This is a genomic window from Providencia rettgeri (genome assembly GCF_001874625.1).
Lineage (GTDB): Bacteria > Pseudomonadota > Gammaproteobacteria > Enterobacterales > Enterobacteriaceae > Providencia > Providencia huashanensis.
Window position 1 is genome coordinate 2,553,030 of record NZ_CP017671.1, and the last position, 20,352, is coordinate 2,573,381.

The 20,352-nt window shown below is 39.0% G+C and carries 16 protein-coding genes, 1 tRNA gene and 1 pseudogene; 9 read left to right on the forward strand and 9 right to left on the reverse strand.

All coding sequences use genetic code 11. The annotated features are described in order from the left end of the window. Positions 1–31 precede the first annotated feature (31 nt). Positions 32–676 carry a YchE family NAAT transporter gene (locus RB151_RS11785; protein ID WP_042843640.1) on the reverse strand — a complete coding sequence of 215 codons (645 nt, stop codon included), beginning with the start codon at positions 674–676 and terminating at the stop codon, positions 32–34. Between the two features lie 465 nt (positions 677–1,141). Here RB151_RS11785 and adhE point away from each other — a divergent pair. After that, positions 1,142–3,831, forward strand: a pseudogene (adhE, locus tag RB151_RS11790) (bifunctional acetaldehyde-CoA/alcohol dehydrogenase). Positions 3,832–4,030: 199 nt separating this feature from the next. Here adhE and RB151_RS11795 read toward each other — a convergent pair. Next, on the reverse strand, positions 4,031–4,660 hold the full coding sequence (locus tag RB151_RS11795) for a thymidine kinase (protein ID WP_048607277.1): 630 nt from the start codon (positions 4,658–4,660) through the stop codon (positions 4,031–4,033). A gap of 530 nt (positions 4,661–5,190) precedes the next feature. Between RB151_RS11795 and hns the strand changes: the two genes are divergently transcribed. Further along, a complete protein-coding gene (gene hns, locus RB151_RS11800; RefSeq protein WP_042843638.1) occupies positions 5,191–5,601 on the forward strand; it encodes a histone-like nucleoid-structuring protein H-NS in 411 nt (136 codons plus the stop codon). A gap of 427 nt (positions 5,602–6,028) precedes the next feature. Here hns and galU read toward each other — a convergent pair whose 3' ends face one another. Both galU and rssB read right to left on the reverse strand, forming a co-directional pair. Further along, the gene (galU, locus tag RB151_RS11805) at positions 6,029–6,949 is read right to left on the reverse strand and encodes a UTP--glucose-1-phosphate uridylyltransferase GalU (protein WP_042843637.1); all 921 of its coding nucleotides are present in this window, start codon (positions 6,947–6,949) and stop codon (positions 6,029–6,031) included. A 166-nt stretch (positions 6,950–7,115) separates the two neighbouring features. Continuing rightward, entirely contained in the window at positions 7,116–8,117 is a 1,002-nt protein-coding gene (gene rssB / locus RB151_RS11810; protein ID WP_042843635.1) for a two-component system response regulator RssB, read from the reverse strand. A 125-nt stretch (positions 8,118–8,242) separates the two neighbouring features. Here rssB and RB151_RS11815 point away from each other — a divergent pair, with 125 nt between their 5' ends. The 3 genes from RB151_RS11815 (at position 8,243) to RB151_RS11825 (ending at position 9,913) form a co-directional block, all read left to right on the forward strand. Further along, positions 8,243–8,722 (forward strand): YchJ family protein, encoded by a 480-nt coding sequence (locus tag RB151_RS11815; protein WP_042843634.1) that lies wholly within the window; start codon positions 8,243–8,245, stop codon positions 8,720–8,722. Between the two features lie 99 nt (positions 8,723–8,821). Continuing rightward, entirely contained in the window at positions 8,822–9,670 is an 849-nt protein-coding gene (purU, locus tag RB151_RS11820) for a formyltetrahydrofolate deformylase (RefSeq protein WP_042843633.1), read from the forward strand. A gap of 158 nt (positions 9,671–9,828) precedes the next feature. After that, positions 9,829–9,913: transfer RNA gene (locus tag RB151_RS11825), tRNA-Tyr, on the forward strand. Between the two features lies 1 nt (position 9,914). On the opposite strand, the gene RB151_RS24345 is transcribed toward RB151_RS11825, so the two are convergent. Further along, complete coding sequence (locus RB151_RS24345) at positions 9,915–10,790, reverse strand: LysR family transcriptional regulator (protein WP_042843632.1); 876 nt, start codon at positions 10,788–10,790, stop codon at positions 9,915–9,917. 545 nt (positions 10,791–11,335) lie between these two features. Between RB151_RS24345 and xthA the strand changes: the two genes are divergently transcribed. Further along, positions 11,336–12,148, forward strand: coding sequence for an exodeoxyribonuclease III (gene xthA / locus RB151_RS11835; protein ID WP_042843631.1), 813 nt, complete (start codon positions 11,336–11,338; stop codon positions 12,146–12,148). 59 nt (positions 12,149–12,207) lie between these two features. Here the strand turns inward: xthA and RB151_RS11840 are convergent, their stop codons facing one another. The 3 genes from RB151_RS11840 to RB151_RS11850 are packed head-to-tail and all read right to left on the reverse strand — an operon-like array spanning position 12,208 to position 15,743. Next, on the reverse strand, positions 12,208–14,133 hold the full coding sequence (locus RB151_RS11840; protein ID WP_042843630.1) for a DNA topoisomerase III: 1,926 nt from the start codon (positions 14,131–14,133) through the stop codon (positions 12,208–12,210). A gap of 3 nt (positions 14,134–14,136) precedes the next feature. Further along, positions 14,137–15,180, reverse strand: coding sequence for a selenide, water dikinase SelD (gene selD / locus RB151_RS11845; RefSeq protein ID WP_071548130.1), 1,044 nt, complete (start codon positions 15,178–15,180; stop codon positions 14,137–14,139). Between the two features lie 11 nt (positions 15,181–15,191). After that, positions 15,192–15,743, reverse strand: a complete 552-nt coding sequence (locus tag RB151_RS11850) for an NAD(P)H nitroreductase (protein WP_042843627.1) — start codon at positions 15,741–15,743, stop codon at positions 15,192–15,194. 460 nt (positions 15,744–16,203) lie between these two features. Here RB151_RS11850 and sppA point away from each other — a divergent pair, with 460 nt between their 5' ends. From sppA to pncA, 3 genes are all read left to right on the forward strand, one after another. Then, positions 16,204–18,060: a signal peptide peptidase SppA gene (gene sppA / locus RB151_RS11855; RefSeq protein ID WP_071548131.1), complete on the forward strand. Its 1,857-nt coding sequence runs from the start codon at positions 16,204–16,206 to the stop codon at positions 18,058–18,060. Positions 18,061–18,230: 170 nt separating this feature from the next. Next, positions 18,231–19,250, forward strand: a complete 1,020-nt coding sequence (gene ansA / locus RB151_RS11860) for an asparaginase (RefSeq protein WP_042843625.1) — start codon at positions 18,231–18,233, stop codon at positions 19,248–19,250. A gap of 14 nt (positions 19,251–19,264) precedes the next feature. Next, entirely contained in the window at positions 19,265–19,891 is a 627-nt protein-coding gene (gene pncA / locus RB151_RS11865) for a bifunctional nicotinamidase/pyrazinamidase (protein WP_042843624.1), read from the forward strand. A gap of 131 nt (positions 19,892–20,022) precedes the next feature. On the opposite strand, the gene RB151_RS11870 is transcribed toward pncA, so the two are convergent. Beyond that, a complete protein-coding gene (locus tag RB151_RS11870; protein WP_048607291.1) occupies positions 20,023–20,280 on the reverse strand; it encodes a YeaC family protein in 258 nt (85 codons plus the stop codon). Positions 20,281–20,352 lie beyond the last annotated feature (72 nt).

The following is a 20,352-nucleotide window of genomic DNA, read 5'->3' on the forward strand; positions in this document are numbered from 1 at the left end:
AAAGATAGCTAGATAGGCAAAAGAATAAAAATTATAACAACCCAGGAAATAACGCCTTAACCCCTGTCACGATAAACTCAATCCCTAACGACATAAGCAACAGCCCCATAATACGAGTTACAACGTTAATCCCAGTTTGGCCAAGGTAACGAACAAGTAAAGATGCTGAACGAAATAGCAACCAACAACAAAATGCAAAGAGAATGCTGGTCAGCGCTAAACCCAAAAAGTTTTGCCAACCATGCCAACGAGATGACCACACAATACAAGAACTAATTGCCCCCGGACCGGCCATTAGTGGTAGTGCTAACGGGACAACACCAATACTATCTCTTACTGCAGTTTCTGTTTTTTCTTGCTTATTCTGTTTATCTTCACCAATTTTTCCACTAATCATCGACATTGCGATTGTCACAATTAATATCCCCCCTGCGATGCGAAATGAATCGATGGAGATACCAAACAACTGAAGTATTGAGTCACCTATGAGTAGTGAAGTACATAAAATAATAGCGACTGAAGTATTCGCTACAGTATTAGTTTTATTTCTCCCTGCATTACTTTGATAGTTAGTCATACTAATAAACACAGGTAGAATGCCTACTGGGTTTACAAGTGCAAAAAGACCAATAAAAAATTTAATGTAACCAGATAAATCGAGTAATGCGATGCTCACTCAGCCATTTCCTTAAACAGTTCTCTTAAGAGATGCATTGATACCTTTTCTAATTTTATCACCTCTGGTGCTAATTTCCTTGCGCGAAATAATTTTTTCTATAACAACCTAAATTTCCTTGTTATTTTAGTGAGTAATGAATGACTTTTTCCCCACAAATGTATTAGTCATATTAAATTAAGTCATAGAACAATAACACTTACATAACGTATATGAATATAAGCCTGCTGAAAGGTGTCAGCTTGGCGTTTTCGTGATTTAGATCACTTTATTTAATTCCTATTTTGTTAATCTATTCTTAACTGATAGACAGGATTAATAAGATTTTTAAGCCAATAGGCGATGATGAGCAGCGTTATTATTAGAATTATCTATACTTTCACTTTTAGGCAGTCTTTTTCGCCCAGTTTGTCGATACATTGCTCATTGGCTTAAAAAGTTTAACATTTATCAGGAGTAATCTATATGTCTGTAACTAACGTTACCGAACTCAATGAACTCGTTGCTCGTGTCAAAAAAGCTCAACGCGAATTCGCGACTTTCTCACAAGAAAAAGTTGACGAAATATTTCGTGCTGCTGCTCTCGCTGCCGCTGATGCACGTATCCCCCTAGCAAAACTCGCTGTTGAAGAATCTGGAATGGGTATTATTGAAGATAAAGTGATAAAAAATCATTTTGCTTCTGAGTATATCTATAATGCCTATAAAGACGAAAAGACCTGTGGGACTTTATCTGAAGACCCAACATTTGGGACAATAACGATTGCAGAGCCTATCGGTATTATTTGTGGCATTGTGCCAACCACTAACCCAACCTCAACTGCAATTTTTAAATCATTAATTAGTCTAAAAACACGTAATGCCATTATCTTCTCTCCACATCCACGTGCGAAAAATGCAACCAATCGTGCAGCTGAAATAGTACTTAATGCCGCTATTGCTGCAGGTGCACCAAAAGATATTATTGGCTGGATTGATTCCCCTTCCGTTGAATTATCCAATGCATTGATGCACCACGCTGATATTAACCTGATTTTAGCGACAGGTGGACCAGGTATGGTTAAAGCAGCCTATAGCTCTGGTAAGCCAGCGATTGGTGTCGGTGCGGGTAATACCCCTGTTGTGATTGATGAAACAGCAGATATCAAACGTGCTGTTGCATCGATTCTCATGTCAAAAACCTTCGATAACGGCGTTATTTGCGCCTCAGAACAATCCGTTGTTGTTGTGGATGAGATCTACAACCAAGTTCGTGAGCGTTTTTCCAGCCATGGCGGCTATTTACTGCAAGGTAAAGAACTTAAAGCGGTTCAAGAAATCATTTTAAAAAATGGTAATTTAAATGCTGCCATTGTGGGCCAACCTGCTGTTAAAATTGCCGAAATGGCGGGCATCACTGTCCCTATCACGACTAAAATCTTGATAGGTGAAGTTAAAGTTATTGATGATTCAGAACCCTTTGCCCATGAAAAACTGTCCCCGCTCTTAGCCATGTATCGTGGTAAAAACTTTGAAGATGCCGTCTCCAAAGCTGAACAATTAGTCGAAATGGGAGGGATTGGCCATACTTCTTGCTTATACACCGACCAAGACAATCAACATGAACGAGTGAACTACTTCGGCCAAAAAATGAAAACAGCACGTATTTTAATTAATACGCCGGCCTCGCAAGGTGGTATTGGTGACTTATACAACTTCAAACTAGCTCCTTCTCTCACATTGGGTTGTGGCTCTTGGGGGGTAACTCTATTTCCGAAAACGTCGGGCCAAAACACTTGATCAACACTAAAACTGTGGCGAAGAGAGCTGAAAACATGTTATGGCATAAACTACCAAATTCAATCTACTTCCGTCGTGGTTGCCTACCTATCGCCCTTGAAGAGATTGCAACTGACGGTGCGAAACGTGCCTTTATCGTCACTGATGGTTATTTATTCAATAATGGTTATGTTGATGAAGTAGTCAATGTACTCAAAAAACACCACATTGAAACAGACGTATTCTTTGAAGTTGAAGCAGACCCAACATTAACAGTTGTACGTAAAGGCGCTGCCCAAATGCAAGCATTCAACCCTGATGTTATTATTGCATTAGGTGGTGGTTCACCGATGGATGCAGCGAAAATTATGTGGGTCATGTACGAACATCCTGAAACACACTTTGAAGAGCTCGCGCTACGCTTTATGGATATTCGCAAACGTATTCACCGTTTCCCTAAAATGGGCGTTAAAGCAAAACTAGTTGCGATTACAACTACTTCGGGTACTGGCTCTGAAGTTACGCCGTTTGCGGTTGTGACTGATGATAAAACAGGTCAAAAATATCCATTAGCGGATTACGCACTCACCCCGAACATGGCTATCGTTGATGCAAACTTAGTCATGAATATGCCTAAATCTTTAACTGCCTTTGGCGGTCTAGATGCAGTGACCCATGCATTAGAAGCTTATGTTTCAGTGCTAGCTAACGAATTTACCGATGGCCAAGCGCTTAAAGCATTAAGTTTATTAAAAGATTATTTACCTGCCAGCTATCACGAAGGTGCTAAAAACCCTGTCGCTAGGGAGCGTGTACATAATGGGGCTACCCTTGCAGGTATTGCATTTGCGAATGCGTTCTTAGGGGTATGTCACTCAATGGCACATAAACTAGGTTCAGAGTTCCATATTCCACATGGCCTCGCCAATGCCCTATTGATTTGTAATGTCATCCGTTTCAATGCGAATGACAATCCAACTAAGCAAACAGCCTTTAGCCAATATGACCGTCCTCACGCACGTCGACAGTATGCTGAAATTGCTGATCATCTCGGTTTAACTGATTCAGGGGATCGTACAGGCGCTAAAATTGAAAAATTATTAGCATGGCTTGATGAAATAAAAGCAGATTTAGGCATTCCAAAATCTATCCGTGAGACAGGGGTACCTGAAGCAGACTTCTTAGCTCGCGTAGATAAACTGTCTGAAGATGCATTTGATGACCAATGTACTGGTGCTAACCCAAGGTATCCATTAATCTCTGAAATTAAACAATTATTATTGGATTCCTATTATGGTCGTGATTTTGTTGAGCATTCAACAGCACCTGTTACCGAACATATAGAAAAGAAAGTTCCTCAGAAAAAAACAGCTGAAAAGAAAACCACTAAAAAATAATTTATTTATAGATTATTAAATTAGCAAAGGCACTGTTATAGAAACAGTGCCTTTTTTGAGGACTTAAAATGAGTTGCGGCGTACTAAATATTAACGTTGATATATATGATTTTTCCTAATAGCTAGTTTTATATCACCTTCTACTCGCATAACGAGATTATAATAATTATTTTATTTCCATACACATAACTATATAAAACTACCTAAAATGAATTGGTTTTTTAGGAATTATCCCTTCATTCATCATTTGCGCTTGTTTTATTGCTTCTGAATAGTGTTTACGACAAACAGATATATACTTTTCATTACCGCCTATATCGACCTGAGCACCCTCATATACAGCAATACCATCACTTCCTATACGTAATACCTTATTAGCCTTACGCCCACAGTAGCATACGGTTTTTAGCTCAACCAATTTATCTGCCCATGCGAGTAAATATTGACTGCCTGCAAATAGTTGCCCAGCAAAATCAGTGCGAAGTCCATAGCACAAAACAGGGATATCCTCGTTATCAACGATGTCACATAATTCTTCAACTTGTTTTTTTGTTAAAAACTGACATTCATCAATAAGGACACAATGCACTTTCTGTAACTGATTTTCGCGCTTAATAACCTCTGCCATATCCGTCGTTGTTGAATAAACCAACGCTTCAGCAGATAAACCAATACGCGAGGATACTTTCCCCTGAGCAAAGCGATTATCTATCTCTGCTGTGAAAATAACGGTACGCATCCCTCTTTCATTATAGTTATACGATGATTGCAATAACGACGTTGATTTGCCTGCATTCATTGCTGAATAATAAAAATAAAGCTGAGCCATCTGGCTGTTTCCTCACAATTAATATACGCAATAATTTTACCATAAAACATATCATTAGATTAACAATATGACACTATCTCACTTTACTTATTGAAAATTTAACCCTTTTTACAATTATTTTGCTTCTTATCGCTAATAAAGCTTACCTTATATACAATAAAAACCAATTTGATATTAACTATAAACTGTATCAGCTAAAGCATGTTAAGCTAAAATTCATCATCAAAAAAAGAAAATTTAAGTTAGTATCCCCCTTCAATTCATTCTGAGTAAAAGTAGAATGCGACTTTCGACAAGCACTGCGAAATATTAAATCACAAAGTTTTTTTCTTATTGCTATTTTTTTCATTAGTTCAGTTATTGATAATAGCGGTATATATATCTACGAAAGTTTTATTTTTCTTTTGTAAAAAAATTGCATTCGTAAAAGATAACTTTTAAACTAGAGAAGTAATTTAGCTATTGCAGAATTTAAAATAGCATTCTATTATTACTGTACACATGCCAACAAATAATTTGAGACCAGGAAAATGAGCGAATCATTAAAAGCGTTAAATAACATCCGTACTCTTCGTGCTCAAGCTCGCGAAGTAACTTTAGAATCGTTAGAAGAAATGCTGGAAAAATTAACTGTCGTTGTTGAAGAACGTCGTGATGAAGAAAACCAAGCTCGTGCAGAATTAGAAGAACGTAACCGTAAACTGGAAAAAGTTCGTGAAATGATTCTTGAGCAAGGCGTAGATTTAAATGACCTTCTGCAAACAATGGATTCAGGTAAAGGCACAAGCACTCGTGCTAAACGTGCAGCTCGTCCAGCTAAATATAAATATGTTGATGAAAATGGTGAAACTAAAACGTGGACAGGCCAAGGCCGTACTCCAGCTGTAATCAAAGTTGCCATTGAAGAACAAGGCAAATCATTAGATGATTTCTTGATCTAATCGCCTAATATTTTATTCCAAACACCCTTTTTAAAAGGGTGTTTTTGTTTGTACCTTTATATATTATTTTATATTAGTCTCTAGCTACAAAGTCTCTTAACCATTATAACCACTAGCTCCCCCTGCAATTCTTGCTTAATTTATAGCCTCTAATAGGTATTGCACTAATCATCAAATATTTACAATTAAATAAAAACGCCAAGGTAAAGATTTGTAATTTTAATTAGACATTATTAAATTCAAAAGCAATTGTTTAATGTGACTGAGTGCTATTTTTATCGCACTGCATGGAGGTAAAATTAACAACGAGTAGAAAAGTCGCTTCTACTCCTTAATACTTAGTCTTTATAGTTAATAGTTCATCTCTATCTATAAAAAAGGCTAACTTGTCTAGTTAGCCTTGAATTAATTTACTGAAATAAGTTTTCTATTTCGGCGCGTTCAATGAAGCCGACAATTCTGTCAACCACTGGGTAAAGTCATCTCCTAAAGTGTCATGTTGCATTCCATATTCAACAAATGCTTTCATGTAACCTAGTTTATTTCCACAGTCATGACTTTTACCACATAAGTGGTAAGCCTCTACAGGTTCATTATTTTCCATCATTAATGCGATTGCATCAGTTAGCTGTATTTCATCACCAGCACCTGGGACTGTTTTTGCTAATGCGTCCCATATTTTTTCAGATAAAACGTAACGACCAACAATAGACAAATTGGAGGGGGCTTCTTCACGACTTGGTTTTTCTACCATGCGAATAATTTTTTTGCTGTCCCCCGGTTGCAGAACTGCGCCATTACAATCAACAATACCGTAATTGGAAACTTCTTGCTCGGGCACAGGTTCAACCAGAATTTGGCTCGCCCCCGTAGATTCGTACTGTTCTAGCATTTCACGTAGATTAAATTTTGTTAAATCCGTGCTATAACGGTCTAAAATCACATCAGGTAAAATGACAGCAAATGGCTCTTCACCCACTAATGGTTTTGCACATAAAATAGCATGCCCTAACCCTTTCGCAATCCCTTGACGTGTTTGCATGATAGTAACATGACTTGGGCAAATAGATTGCACCTCATCCAATAACTGGCGCTTAACACGCGCTTCCAATATGGCCTCTAACTCGAAGCTAGTATCAAAGTGGTTCTCAATTGAGTTTTTTGATGAATGGGTAACCAAAACTATCTCATTGATCCCAGCAGCAATACACTCATTGACTACATATTGAATGAGCGGCTTATCAACAATCGGTAGCATCTCTTTTGGAATAGCTTTTGTTGCCGGTAGCATCCGCGTCCCTAAGCCCGCAACAGGTATTACAGCTTTACGCACCTTGCGTTGTGTCATTTGTCATAACTCCAGATAATATCTACGCATCTTAGCCCCATAGTTCAAATATGTTAGCGATGCATTTCAAGTGCGCGGAAGTATATCAGGAAATTATCCCAAATAAATAGTGACGAGTCCGAATGCGGCTATTTAAAACGCGTTATCAACACTTTTTAAGAATGAATTAATTTTCAGGATTAAACATTAGTTTTATTTTTTGGCTATTATTGCGTATTAAACACTGCCAGACAGCCCCTTTTATCTCCAAATGATTCGATTGATAAAACTTGAGTGTCCCAAGAGGCAGGTTTCTTGCCAATTTAAAATGAGAGTTTTCTGTCGTTATATCGGCTTCTAACCCAGCACTAGCCATAATGATCGAATTATTTTGCGTGTTAAAATACCCCAACAGTAAAGGAAATTGCCCATTAAAACCGGAATCTTCCAATAAATGATTTATCTGATTAATAATCCTATCAATATTTGGTAGTTTTTTATCTGGATAGCTAACGGCGCTTTTCAATAAATCATTAAATACAACCCGGATTAAAAAAGCAGCCATGACGCCTTCTTGATGAGACCGCTCCGTATCTATACAGTAAAAACCAATTTGGCTATCTGAAATAGCGGCTAAGTCTAACAACAGACCAAACCGATTAGCTTCATTAAGTTGGCGATAATTAATTCTATAACCATTAATTATTTGGTGTACTGGCGGCTGCAATTGCTTCAAGACGGTAAGCATGTCTTGCGGATTGTTTTCCATCAATGCAGAAATATTATCGCCTATTTGTTCTGATAAGTCGTCTTGCTCAGGATACAACGCTGAAAGGATGGTAACTTTAACTTCATCTAAATTTTTTATCGGTTTTAATAACGCATCTGTCGCCCCTAAACGGAACATTCTGTCTAATTGCGTAAAGTCAGTGGTTGCTGTAATGACTATCACCGGAATGTTAATATTTCTAGCAACTAACTCCCGCATAAATGCTTCGCCATCCATAACTGGCATATTTAAATCACAAAGAATGATATCAGGTTCTATATGGCTTATTGTGATCATTTCTATTGCTAATTGACCATTTTTTGCGGTATAGATCTCTATCCCTAATGTCTCAAGGTAGTTTTTTAAGATTGTACAGAAGGTGATTTCGTCTTCTACTATCAGTATTTTTCTATTTTTCATAAGATACCTACTGCAATGACCTGGTTTAATTAACAATACTATTATTCATACTATAAAATTATTTTTCACCCACAATTTAAGTATAGTGATTTTTCAATCTTATACTTATTTTTATCGAGAGTGTTATGCCATCACAAGCAAAAGATAGATGTTGCTGCGGTAATGAAGCACAATTTGAACATTGTTGCTCACCTTTTTTGCGAGGCTTGTCAATTCCCCAGACACCTGAGCAACTCATGCGCTCACGTTACAGCGCCTATGTACATCACAATGTTGATTACCTTATTGAGACATGGCACCCCGATTGCCATGCCGAAGAATACCGTAAAGAGCTAATCAATAGTTTTATACAGACACAATGGCTAGGACTTTGTGTTATTAGTTCTTCTTATGCTAAAAATCCTGATGAAGGCTATGTCGAATTTTCGGCTTGCTTTATTGATGAAAAAGCTGATCATAAACAACTTATTCATGAACGTTCCCGTTTTATTCGGATAAATTCGCGTTGGTATTATATAGATGGCATAACACCAAAAGTGGGTCGTAATGACTTATGCCCTTGTGGTTCTAGCAAAAAATATAAAAAGTGCTGTAATCCAAGTTAGCTATCGCTCGTTTATTTACTTGTATCAACGCAAATTTAACACTCAGTTTGTCATTAGCTTTATTATATAAGCTTTGCTAGTTAAGGATTAGACAGTTTCATGCAACACAAAAATGTACAAAAGAAAATTCTCAGGACAATTTGCCCTGACGCGAAAGGACTTATCGCGAAAATCACCAATATTTGCTATAAACACCAGCTCAACATTGTACAGAATAATGAGTTTGTCGATCACCGCACAGGCCGTTTCTTTATGAGGACCGAACTGGAAGGGATTTTTAACGATGAAACTCTATTAGCAGACCTTGACGATGCATTGCCTGTGGGTTCTAAACGCGAATTAAACGCAGCTGGGCGTCGTCGCATTGTTATCATGGTCACCAAAGAAGCTCATTGCCTTGGTGATTTACTCATGAAGAGTGCTTATGATGGCTTAGATGTTGAGATTGCCGCTGTTATAGGTAACCATGACACCTTGAAGAACTTGGTCGAGCAATTTGGCATTCCATTCCACCATATTAGTCACGAAGGTTTAACCCGTGAACAACATGATGAAAAAATGACAGCTCAAATTGACCAGTATCAGCCTGATTATGTGGTTCTGGCCAAATATATGCGTGTTTTAACACCAGAATTTGTTCAGCATTATCCAAACCAAATTATCAATATTCACCACTCATTCTTACCTGCGTTTATTGGTGCTAGACCTTACCACCAAGCCTATGAGCGCGGGGTAAAAATTATTGGGGCAACAGCGCATTTTGTAAATGATAACCTTGATGAGGGACCAATCATTACACAAAACGTGATTAATATAGACCATACATTCACTGCTGATGACATGATGCGTGCTGGCCGAGATGTTGAAAAAAATGTACTTAGCCATGCATTATATTGGGTATTAGCTCAGCGTGTATTTGTATATGGTAACCGAACGATTATTTTATAAGTCAAAAACTGGCTTAAACAACAATAAATTGTTGATATTACAAGCGTTAAGAACAAAAAAACAGCAAACGAGTATTTTATTGTAAATTAATGCTTTACAGCGGCGCGTCATTTGATATGATGCCGCCCGCTGTGAACGATTACAGCAATACAAAATTAGGTGGGATACCCAAGCGGCCAAAGGGAGCAGACTGTAAATCTGCCGTCACAGACTTCGAAGGTTCGAATCCTTCTCCCACCACCATTCAGTTATATTCACCTCCCAGTTTATCAACAACGCCCATAAAACGATTTAACACACTAGAATGTGATTTTGACTTATAGACATAACATTCACTTTGCCCTAGAAAATTATTTATTGATACGTATATCAATGACTTATCAATTAACTCTTCTTCAGGATAATGGTCAGTAATGCCAATAAAGTCACCATCTTGAATAAAACTTTGACAACAACCGATATTGTCCATTTGTCTTACGCTAATCTTGTTATCGGTGGTCTCAATTTTTTTTAATAACCCACTCATTAGCGAACTTTTATAAAATGCAGGGTCACATAACCAAGTGTTTTTTTGTAATAGCTCAATAAGGTTATAATGGTATTTTTCATATAGTTCTTTACGACAATATATACCCAATGGTGAGTTCTCTATTTTTTTTTGTAATGAGAAACGCTCACTAACAACTTCCTCAGAACTAAGAATAAGTGTATTACCATCATAATCAACAATCTCATCCACTTCATCATAATTAAACCTCAATATATTAACTTGTACATTATTGAGGTGAGCTGCTTGATATAAATTGATTAAGTGCCCTTCTTTTCCCCAGTCATAATAAATATTAGCCTCATTAACAATGTAGCCTGAAAAATGTTTTTTAGTAATTTCTTTCTCCTGTAAATAAAGATCCCTAAGATCATTATAAAGTTCCTGGCCATCCTTAGTTAATGTCATTCCAAATTTTTCTCTCTTAAAAAGCCGTTTACCTAAACTGGTTTCGAAATCCTTGATTGACTTCGCTATGGGAGGTGTCGTACGGTTCATCACCCTAGCAGCCTTGCTTAACGAGCCATTTTCCACAACCGCCATAAACGCCTCTAATTTTCTTGAAAAGAACATATCTATGACCCCATTCTATTATTAAAATGTTAATCAACAAGAGTAATTATATAAGTAAAAAAATGTTGATTAGCCCATAATTCAACTCACCAAATAAAAAGACAATCTTAATTTTTTTATTGAATGAGTAACAATATTTCATAAAGGTATTTTTATAATTTCCAACATAGCAAAGCAATATATTATACTGTTTAGCTTAATTATTTTTTATGGCTAGACTATTAAATCACATTAAAATACAAATAACCAACTGACTTTAAATGAAATTAAATATACTTAATTAAGATATTATTTAACATATCTTAATTTTCAATAAAAATAAATTAGTCATAATTCACCCAATTAACAATTATAGACAATTAAAATCGTTGATATTAATTTATATAATATACAGTATCAGTCAAATGTATTACCTACTGCTATTATTACAGTAGTCTACATAATTTATTTTTGAATTAAAGTACGCTATGTAGGGTTATACAGTGTGGTCATCATCTGTTAGAATCTGAGGCAATAATCATTAAAGCATAGGTGATAAAAAAACCATGAAATTCATATCATTCAACATTAATGGCCTGCGAGCTCGCCCTCACCAACTTGCCGCTATTATAGAAAAACATCAACCAGAAGTCATTGGTTTACAAGAAACCAAGGTCCATGATGATATGTTCCCTTATGAGGAAGTGAGCCAACTGGGCTATCATGTTTTTTATCACGGTCAAAAAGCACATTACGGTGTTGCGCTACTCACTAAAAATGAACCTATCGATGTACGAAAAGGTTTTCCAACTGATGATGAAGATGCCCAACGCCGTATTATTATGGCTGATATTCACACAGAGCGGGGGCCATTAACGGTAATTAACGGTTATTTCCCTCAAGGGGAGAGCCGTGACCACCCAACGAAATTCCCAGCCAAAGAAAAATTCTATCAAGACTTACAGCACTATGTAACGTCGACACAAACAGCTGACTCCCAATTATTAATTATGGGGGATATGAACATCAGTCCAACCGATTTAGATATTGGTATTGGAGATGTTAATCGCAAGCGCTGGTTAAAAACAGGTAAGTGTTCATTTTTACCAGAAGAACGTGAATGGCTAGATAACCTACTGGGCTGGGGGTTAGTCGATACTTACCGCGCGAAGAACCCAGATGTCAATGACTGCTACTCCTGGTTTGATTACCGCTCAAAAGGTTTCGATGATAACCGTGGCTTGCGGATAGACTTATTACTCGCCTCTAACAAGTTAGCTGAGCGTTGTATTGCAACAGGGATTGATTATGACATTCGTGGAATGGAAAAACCGTCAGATCACGCCCCTGTATGGTCTGAGTTTAACTTAACCAAATAATTATTTAACACCGTACACGGCAAGTAAAAGGTGCTATATAGCACCTTTTATTGTATTAGTTACTCGACTTTCTTTTTAGTTTTCTTGCTTGTTTTCGTTGCTTTCTTCCCGCTTTTTGAAGGCGGTGGAGGTAACTCTCTAAATGTACGCAAATTCGTAAATTGGCGAGCATGATGAATTAATTGCACCAGCGTTTGGCTTAGTGGCTGCATGAAATCATCATAACGTGATTGTTTTTCACTGATTTGAGTCAGAACAGACTCCCAATGTGCGGTCATATCCGGTAAAGTCGCCATATCTGGCAACACATGAATTAATGCTCTCCCAGCAGGCGATGAATGAATATAACGCCCTTTTTTATATAAAAATTGCCGTTTAAATAATAGGTCGATAATTCCAGCACGCGTCGCTTCAGTACCAAGGCCATCAGTTTCTCGCAATACTTTTTTTAATGCTTTATCTTGTACAAAACGAGCAATTCCTGTCATAGCAGACAATAAAGTAGCATCAGTAAAAGGCCTTGGTGGTTGTGTTTGCCTTTCGACAACCTCCCCTTTTTCACACAGAAGTTCGTCATTTTTACTCACGATGGGTAAAGGCATACCATCATTTTCAGCGTCCCGCTCTTTATTTCCTAAGACAACTCGCCAGCCTGCTTCAGCTAAAAAACGTGCTTTAGCGATAAACTTACCCTTTTCAATTTCTAAATCAATTGTACATTTACGATAAACCGCATCAGCCATAAATTGAATAATATACTGCCGCGCAATCAGTTGATAAATATTACTTTCATTCTCTGTAAGTTTTACCGCAGTGGCTTTTGCTGTAGGAATAATCGCATGGTGAGCATCGACTTTTTTATCATCCCAACAACGGTTTTTTTTATCTAACTCTGGGAGTTCAAATTCAGTGAGTAACGGCTGATGCACTGCTATTGCATTTAATACACTATGGCGACCAGCGAAATGTTCATCAGGTAGATAACGACTATCTGAACGCGGGTAGGTAATTAATTTATGCGTTTCATATAAACGTTGGCAAATATCCAAGACTTCCTGTGCACTGAGTGCATATTTTTTGGCTGCTTCAATTTGCAGAGCTGACAAAGAGAAAGGTAAAGGAGCAATCTCAGTTTCACGTTTATCTTGGTACTGTGTGACTATCGCCGGCTTACCTTCAATACGCGAAACGACATGCTCCGCTAAAGGCCGATGAAATAAGCGCCCTTCTTCATCCTGAAAATCGACACACGACTCACTAGGTTGCCATACAGCAACAAAACGCTCATCTTGCGGAGTCACAATGTGTGCTTTAACTTCAAAGTAGTCTTTCGGAACAAAGTTTTCTATTTCTTCATCGCGCCTGACCACCAGCCCTAAAACTGGTGTTTGCACCCGACCAACAGAGAGAACACCTTGATAGCCCCCCCGTTGCCCCAATAAGGTATACGCTCGAGTCATATTGATGCCGTAGAGCCAATCAGCTCGTGCTCGTGCCAATGCTGACACACACAGAGGGATAAACTCACGATTTTCTCTTAAGCGGTCAATGGCCCGCTCAACAGCCTGTGGATTAAGGTCATTAATCAAGCAACGTTTTACGCTTTTGCGTTTTTCTGAATCAAGCTTTAAAAAGTCGAGTACCTCATCAACCAGCAACTGTCCTTCTCTATCGGGGTCTCCTGCATGGACAACGACAGTTGCTTGTTTAAGCAGCGCTTCAATCGTTTTTAATTGTTTGGTTACCGCGGAGCGCGGCTTTAATTGCCACTTATCGGGGATAATCGGCAAATCTTGCAAATTCCAACGCGCATACCTAGGTTCATAGGCATCGGGTTCTGCCTGCTCCAAAAGGTGCCCTATGCACCAAGTAACAGTTTGACCATCACCACATTGAATAAAACCATCACCACGCTTATGTGGTTTCGGCAGTACATCAGCAATAGCCCTTGCAAGGCTCGGTTTTTCCGCAATAAACAAACGCATGAATTAATCTATCACTTCAACTAAAGGAACATTGTCCTGATGGGGTAATAATTTCCCGATAGACTGTAACAAAACACCTTGTTGCTGTGCAATCTCTTTAATTTTAGAGACTTCTGAAGGTTTGACGGCAATAAGTAAACCGCCAGATGTTTGAGGATCACACAGTAAGTTACGTTGCATATCACTCATTGGGCCAACAAGATGCCCATAACTATCAAAATTCCGTGATGTCCCACCAGGAACACAACCTGCCTCGATATATTTCTCAACATCCGTTAATTTAGGTACTTTGCTAAAAGCAATCTCAGCGCGGACACCAGAACCTTCACAGATTTCACTTAAATGCCCCAACAAGCCAAAACCCGTCACATCAGTCATCGCGGTTACTCCATCAAGTGGAGCAATCTCAGCACCCAGTTTATTCATCTGGCACATAGTTTCAGCTGCCAAATGTTGGTGCTCCTCAGCAAGAACCCCTTTTTTCTCCGCAGTAGTTAATACGCCAATCCCCAAAGGTTTCGTTAAAAATAGCTCACAGCCTGCTATTGCTGCGCTATTTTTCTTCACGTACTCGGTATTAACGACGCCAGTAACTGCTAGACCAAAGATAGGTTCAGGTGCATCAATTGAATGCCCTCCAGCCAGGGATATCCCAGCATCCGCACAAGCGGCACGTCCCCCCTCGATAACTTCACGTGCAACTTCCGGTGGTAATTTAGCGATTGGCCAACCTAAGATTGCAATCGCCATAATCGGTTTACCACCCATAGCGAAAATATCACTTATCGCATTAGTCGCCGCAATACGGCCAAATTCAAACGGGGAATCAACAATTGGCATAAAAAAGTCAGTGGTACTAATGATGCCAATGCCATTGCCTAAATCATAAACAGCAGCGTCATCTTTAGTTTCATTACCAACTAACAAATGGGGGTCGTGAAATTTAGCTTGTTCTGTATGTAAAATTTGTTCTAAAACCTTTGGTGCGATTTTGCAGCCGCAACCTGCACCATGGCTATATTGTGTTAGTCTAATTTTCTCAGTCATTATTGTTCTCTTTAAAAATAAGTTACAAATCCTGTCATATCAGGGGCTTGTACTTTTGCAGGTGCTTTAAGTTCAGGTGTCCCCAAATAAAGAAAACCAACAATTCGGTCGTTTTCGCCACAGCCTAAACCTGCACGAACGACCGCATCTTCAGTCCATGAACCAGAACGCCAAATTCCACCAAAACCCTGTGCAACTGCAGCCATTTGCATAGCTTGTACTGTGCAACTTGCTGCAACCAATTGTTCCCACTCAGGAATTTTAGGATGTTGTTTTAGCTTTGCAATCACAGTAATAATTAATGGCGCTCTAAAAGGTGCATTGCGAGCTTTTTCTTCAACATCCTCGCCTAACTGCCCTTCAATTGCCGCTTTCTCAAGCAGTTCACTGAAGCGTTTAATGCCATCATCTTTCATGATCACAAAATGCCATGGTTTCAATGCGCCGTGATCAGGTGCTCTCATCCCTGCTGCAAGTATATTATCAAGCTGTTCACCTTGTGGGGCTGGCGTTTTGAGTCTAGAAGCTGAACGGCGGTTCAACAAAAGGGTTAAAGCATCCATGGTTGTCTCCGATTAAGAGTAAACTGATATGATAATCATTCAATTAGATAATTATACCAATACTATATTTAGTTTAAGCCTAAGAGAAAATCGCCTACACTATATAACCATTAATTATTGAGTAAATTACGTTATAAATTCATTGAATTGTATCATTTGTCACTGGTGAAAAATATAATTGAGATATTGTACCTTGTGTAACACAATTTTGTTATGCATAAAAACCGCTTTCAGTGCCAAGTAATTGTATTGATTAATACTAACCGACTGAAAGTGAGAAATGATGATCGGGTTGCGGATTGGCTTTAAGACCATAGCTTTTCGTTCATCTAACAAAGGGCTTACACCTTATTTATACTAAATACAATTTTTAATAGTATCCAAATAGTTTGTCCTCCAAACTGGCAGTCAGTGAATTAATGTCACCTTGGGGAGCAAAATAGGCAGGATAGGAGAGAAAATGCGTCAATTATGGGACATCATCGCTACCATTTTTAAAATTAGCTGGCGAGCGTTAAATTTTATCCGAGAATTTGTTTTCAATGCTATTTTCCTAGTGTTGTTTTTTGTTGTGATTGGCTCAATTGCCCTTTATCAATCAGATTCTCAACCCGAGAAAAACTATTTCGGGGCATTGTATGTCGATTTACAGGGTGTGATTGTTGACCAAGTCTCCGCTCCTGATCCATTCGGCCGTATGAGTCGTGAGTTATTAGGCACCTCAAATAGCCGTATGCAAGAAAACTCCTTGTTTGATATTGTCGATACCATTCGTACCGCAGCTAGCGATGACCGCATTACAGGGATGGTATTACGTTTAGATAACTTAACGGGGGCTGACCAGCCTTCTTTGGCTTACATCGGTAAAGCCATTAACGAGTTCAAAGCTGCTGGGAAATCTGTCTATGCTGTTGGCAACAGTTATAACCAGTCACAATACTATCTTGCAAGTTTTGCTGATGATATTTATTTAACACCACAAGGCACTGTAGGGCTTTATGGCTTTGCGACTAACAGCATGTACTATAAGTCGCTGTTAGAAAGGCTTAAGGTTAGTAGTCATATATTCCGTGTGGGGACTTACAAATCTGCTGTTGAGCCACTCATGCGTGACGATATGTCACCAGAGGCACGCTTAGCCAATCAACAGTGGTTAGATGCCTTATGGAACAACTATTTATCTGAACTTGCCACAAATCGCAAAATGACCAGTGCTCAAATTTTCCCGGGTGCAGATGCGATATTATCGCAATTACGTGCTGTTAAGGGCGATAACGCTCAGTATGCGTTAAAACAACGGTTAGTGGATAAACTATATACAAATGAACAAGTTGAAGATTTACTCTCTAAGCATTTCGGTTGGAATAAAGAAGATAAGCAGTTTAATAATATCAGTATTTACGATTACTCAGCGAAAATAGCCAATACAACTGCAAGCCAAGGGGGGAATATTGCTGTAATCGTTGTTCAAGGTGCGATTATGGACGGCCCTCAAACTGCGGGTATTGCAGGTGGAGACACCATTGCAGCTCAAATTCGTGATGCTCGTCTAGATGATAATATTAAAGCCATTGTATTACGCGTTAATAGTCCTGGTGGTAGTGTAAGTGCATCTGACCTGATCCGTAGCGAACTCGCTTCTGCTCATGCGGCAGGGAAACCTGTTGTAGTCTCAATGGGGGGCATGGCCGCATCTGGGGGCTATTGGGTATCGACGCCTGCTGATTATATTATTGCGAGCCCTAGTACTTTAACGGGTTCAATTGGTATTTTCGGTGTTATCAATACGTTTGAAAAATCATTAGATTCTATTGGCGTCTATACCGATGGGGTATCCACATCTCCCCTTGCAGATATTTCACTAACCAAAGGGATTAGCCCACAATTTGCCGATATGATGCAAATTACTATTGAAAATGGTTATGATACATTTATCGGTTTGGTCGCTAAATCACGTCACAAAACCCCTGCTGAAATAGACAAGATTGCTCAAGGCCGTGTATGGATAGGTCAGGATGCGCTCAAAAATGGCCTAGTTGACCAACTCGGTGATTTTGATAATGCCGTTGATAAAGCCGCAGAACTAGCTAAACTCACTGATGTTAAGCTAGATTGGATGAAACCTGAGCTGACTTTTATGGATCAACTGCTACTTGAATTAACCACCAATGTTCAAGCCGCAATGCCGGATGTACTACAAGTATTCCTACCTCCCGCAGTCGCGACGGATATTCGCCAGCAAGCACAATTTTTCCTAAAAATGAATGACCCGCAAAATCGCTATGCATTTTGCCTTAACTGTGCTGAAATCAACTAATCGCCCCTTTTCCCCTTCAACTTGTTTGAAGGGGATTTATCTCACAATCTAGTTAACTACCTAATTTAAACCTAGCAATTAGCAACTTAACGATAGTAATACACCAATAAATACGTCAAAATCCTAATAATCATTTTTCTTCACTGCGCAGTGATAATTTAGGTAATAAGATGCAAAAAAAATCAATTTATGTCGTCTACACAGGTGGAACCATTGGCATGCGCCATTCGCCACAAGGCTATATTCCTGTTTCTGGTCACCTACAAGCGCAATTGGCACAAATGCCCGAGTTTCACCGCCTTGAGATGCCTGAATTTACCATTCGCGAACATCAACCTCTGATAGACTCCTCGGATATTACACCAGAGGACTGGCAACTTATCGCCGATGATATTTCCGAGAATTACCCCCTATATGATGGCTTTGTGATTTTGCATGGTACGGATACCATGGCATTTACGGCTTCTGCATTATCATTTATGTTTGAAAACCTGAAAAAACCGGTGATAGTGACAGGGTCACAAATACCCTTAGAGGCACTGCGTTCAGATGGGCAAACTAACTTATTAAACGCCCTATATCTCGCCGCAAATTATCCAATAAATGAAGTTGGGTTATTTTTTAATAATAAGTTGTATCGTGGTAATCGTACCGTCAAAGCACATGCGGATGGTTTTGATGCCTTTAGTTCCCCAAACTGTTCCCCTTTAATGGAGGCAGGGATAAATATTCGCTCATTTAATACATGTCCAGCTCCCATTGGCATAGGCGAATTTAAAGCTCACCGGATTACCCCTCAACCTATTGGTGTTGTTACTCTCTATCCTGGCTTATCCATTGAGATTGTGCGTAATATTCTTCAACAACCCGTCAAAGCACTTATTTTACGTTCTTATGGCGTGGGTAATGCCCCTCAACAGCCCGAGCTCTTGCGAATACTACGCGAAGCAACTAATAGAGGGATTATTGTGGTCAACCTGACACAATGTATTTCTGGCCGAGTCAATATGGAAGGGTATGCGACAGGTCACGCACTAGCAGACGCCGGGGTGATCAGTGGTTATGATATGACATTTGAGGCAGCATTAAGTAAATTGCATTACTTACTCAGCCAAAATTACACACCTGCATTAATTCGTGAATTAATGCAAAATAACTTACGCGGTGAACTGAGTTACGCTGATGACTAAATACTGGGGGCACAATGAAAACAGCTTTATTGTTAGTCGATTTACAAAATGATTTTTGTACTGGCGGGGCATTAGCCGTTAATGAAAGCGAACATGTCATTGAGGTCGCTAATAAAGCCATTGCACACTGTACACAACAACGCATCACCATTATTGCCAGCCAAGATTGGCACCCCGCCACACACTTGAGCTTTGCTGTTAATTCAGGCACAAAAGTCGGTGAGATAGGCAAACTCAATGGCCTTGACCAAGTTTGGTGGCCAGTACATTGTGTGCAAGGTGAGCTTGGCGCTAATTTTCACCCACGATTGAACCAGCAAGCCATTGAACAGGTGTTTACCAAAGGTGAAAACCCGCAAGTCGATAGTTACAGTGCTTTTTTTGATAACGATAGAGTCAGCCAAACCCAGTTACATGGGTGGCTACAGGCTCAGAATATTTCCCATCTAATAGTCATGGGGATTGCCACTGACTATTGTGTGAAGTTCACAGTATTAGATGCATTAAAATTAGGCTATACGGTTGATGTCCTCACCGATGGGTGCCGAGGCGTTAATTTAGCCGCTGATGATAGCTTAAAAGCACTGCAAAGTATGGAAAAGGAAGGTGCGAAGTTAATCACCCTTGCCGACCTAAATTAAGACAATATTTGTGTATATACAAGTTTTCTCAAATACTTATCACAATGATAATGCTGAGAAAACTTGTTGTGACCCTGTCACTCGCGCAATGGTATTTTTATTATTCTTTCGATGACTAATTCTTACCTACCCTATTCATCATTATTTTGTGGCTTCAATGTTGCTAACATTTCACCTTGGAATAAGGCTTTCAGTTCTTGTTTGCTTTTCATCGTAATTTCACCATCAGTCCCAACAGTCATATGCTCTGGGTTATGGTTGTTCCGTGATTGCCACAACAATACCATTTGCAAACTGTGCTCTTTTTGCTCGCGAGTCAATGCAACGCCATCAGGCCATTTACCTAACTCAACCGCTGTCACTAGACGCTCATAAATCTCTGGGGTCATCGCCGCTAGTAGTTGCTCAAGTTGTTCTGGGTTTACTTCAACACTCACCGTAATGCTCCTTAAAAAGATAAT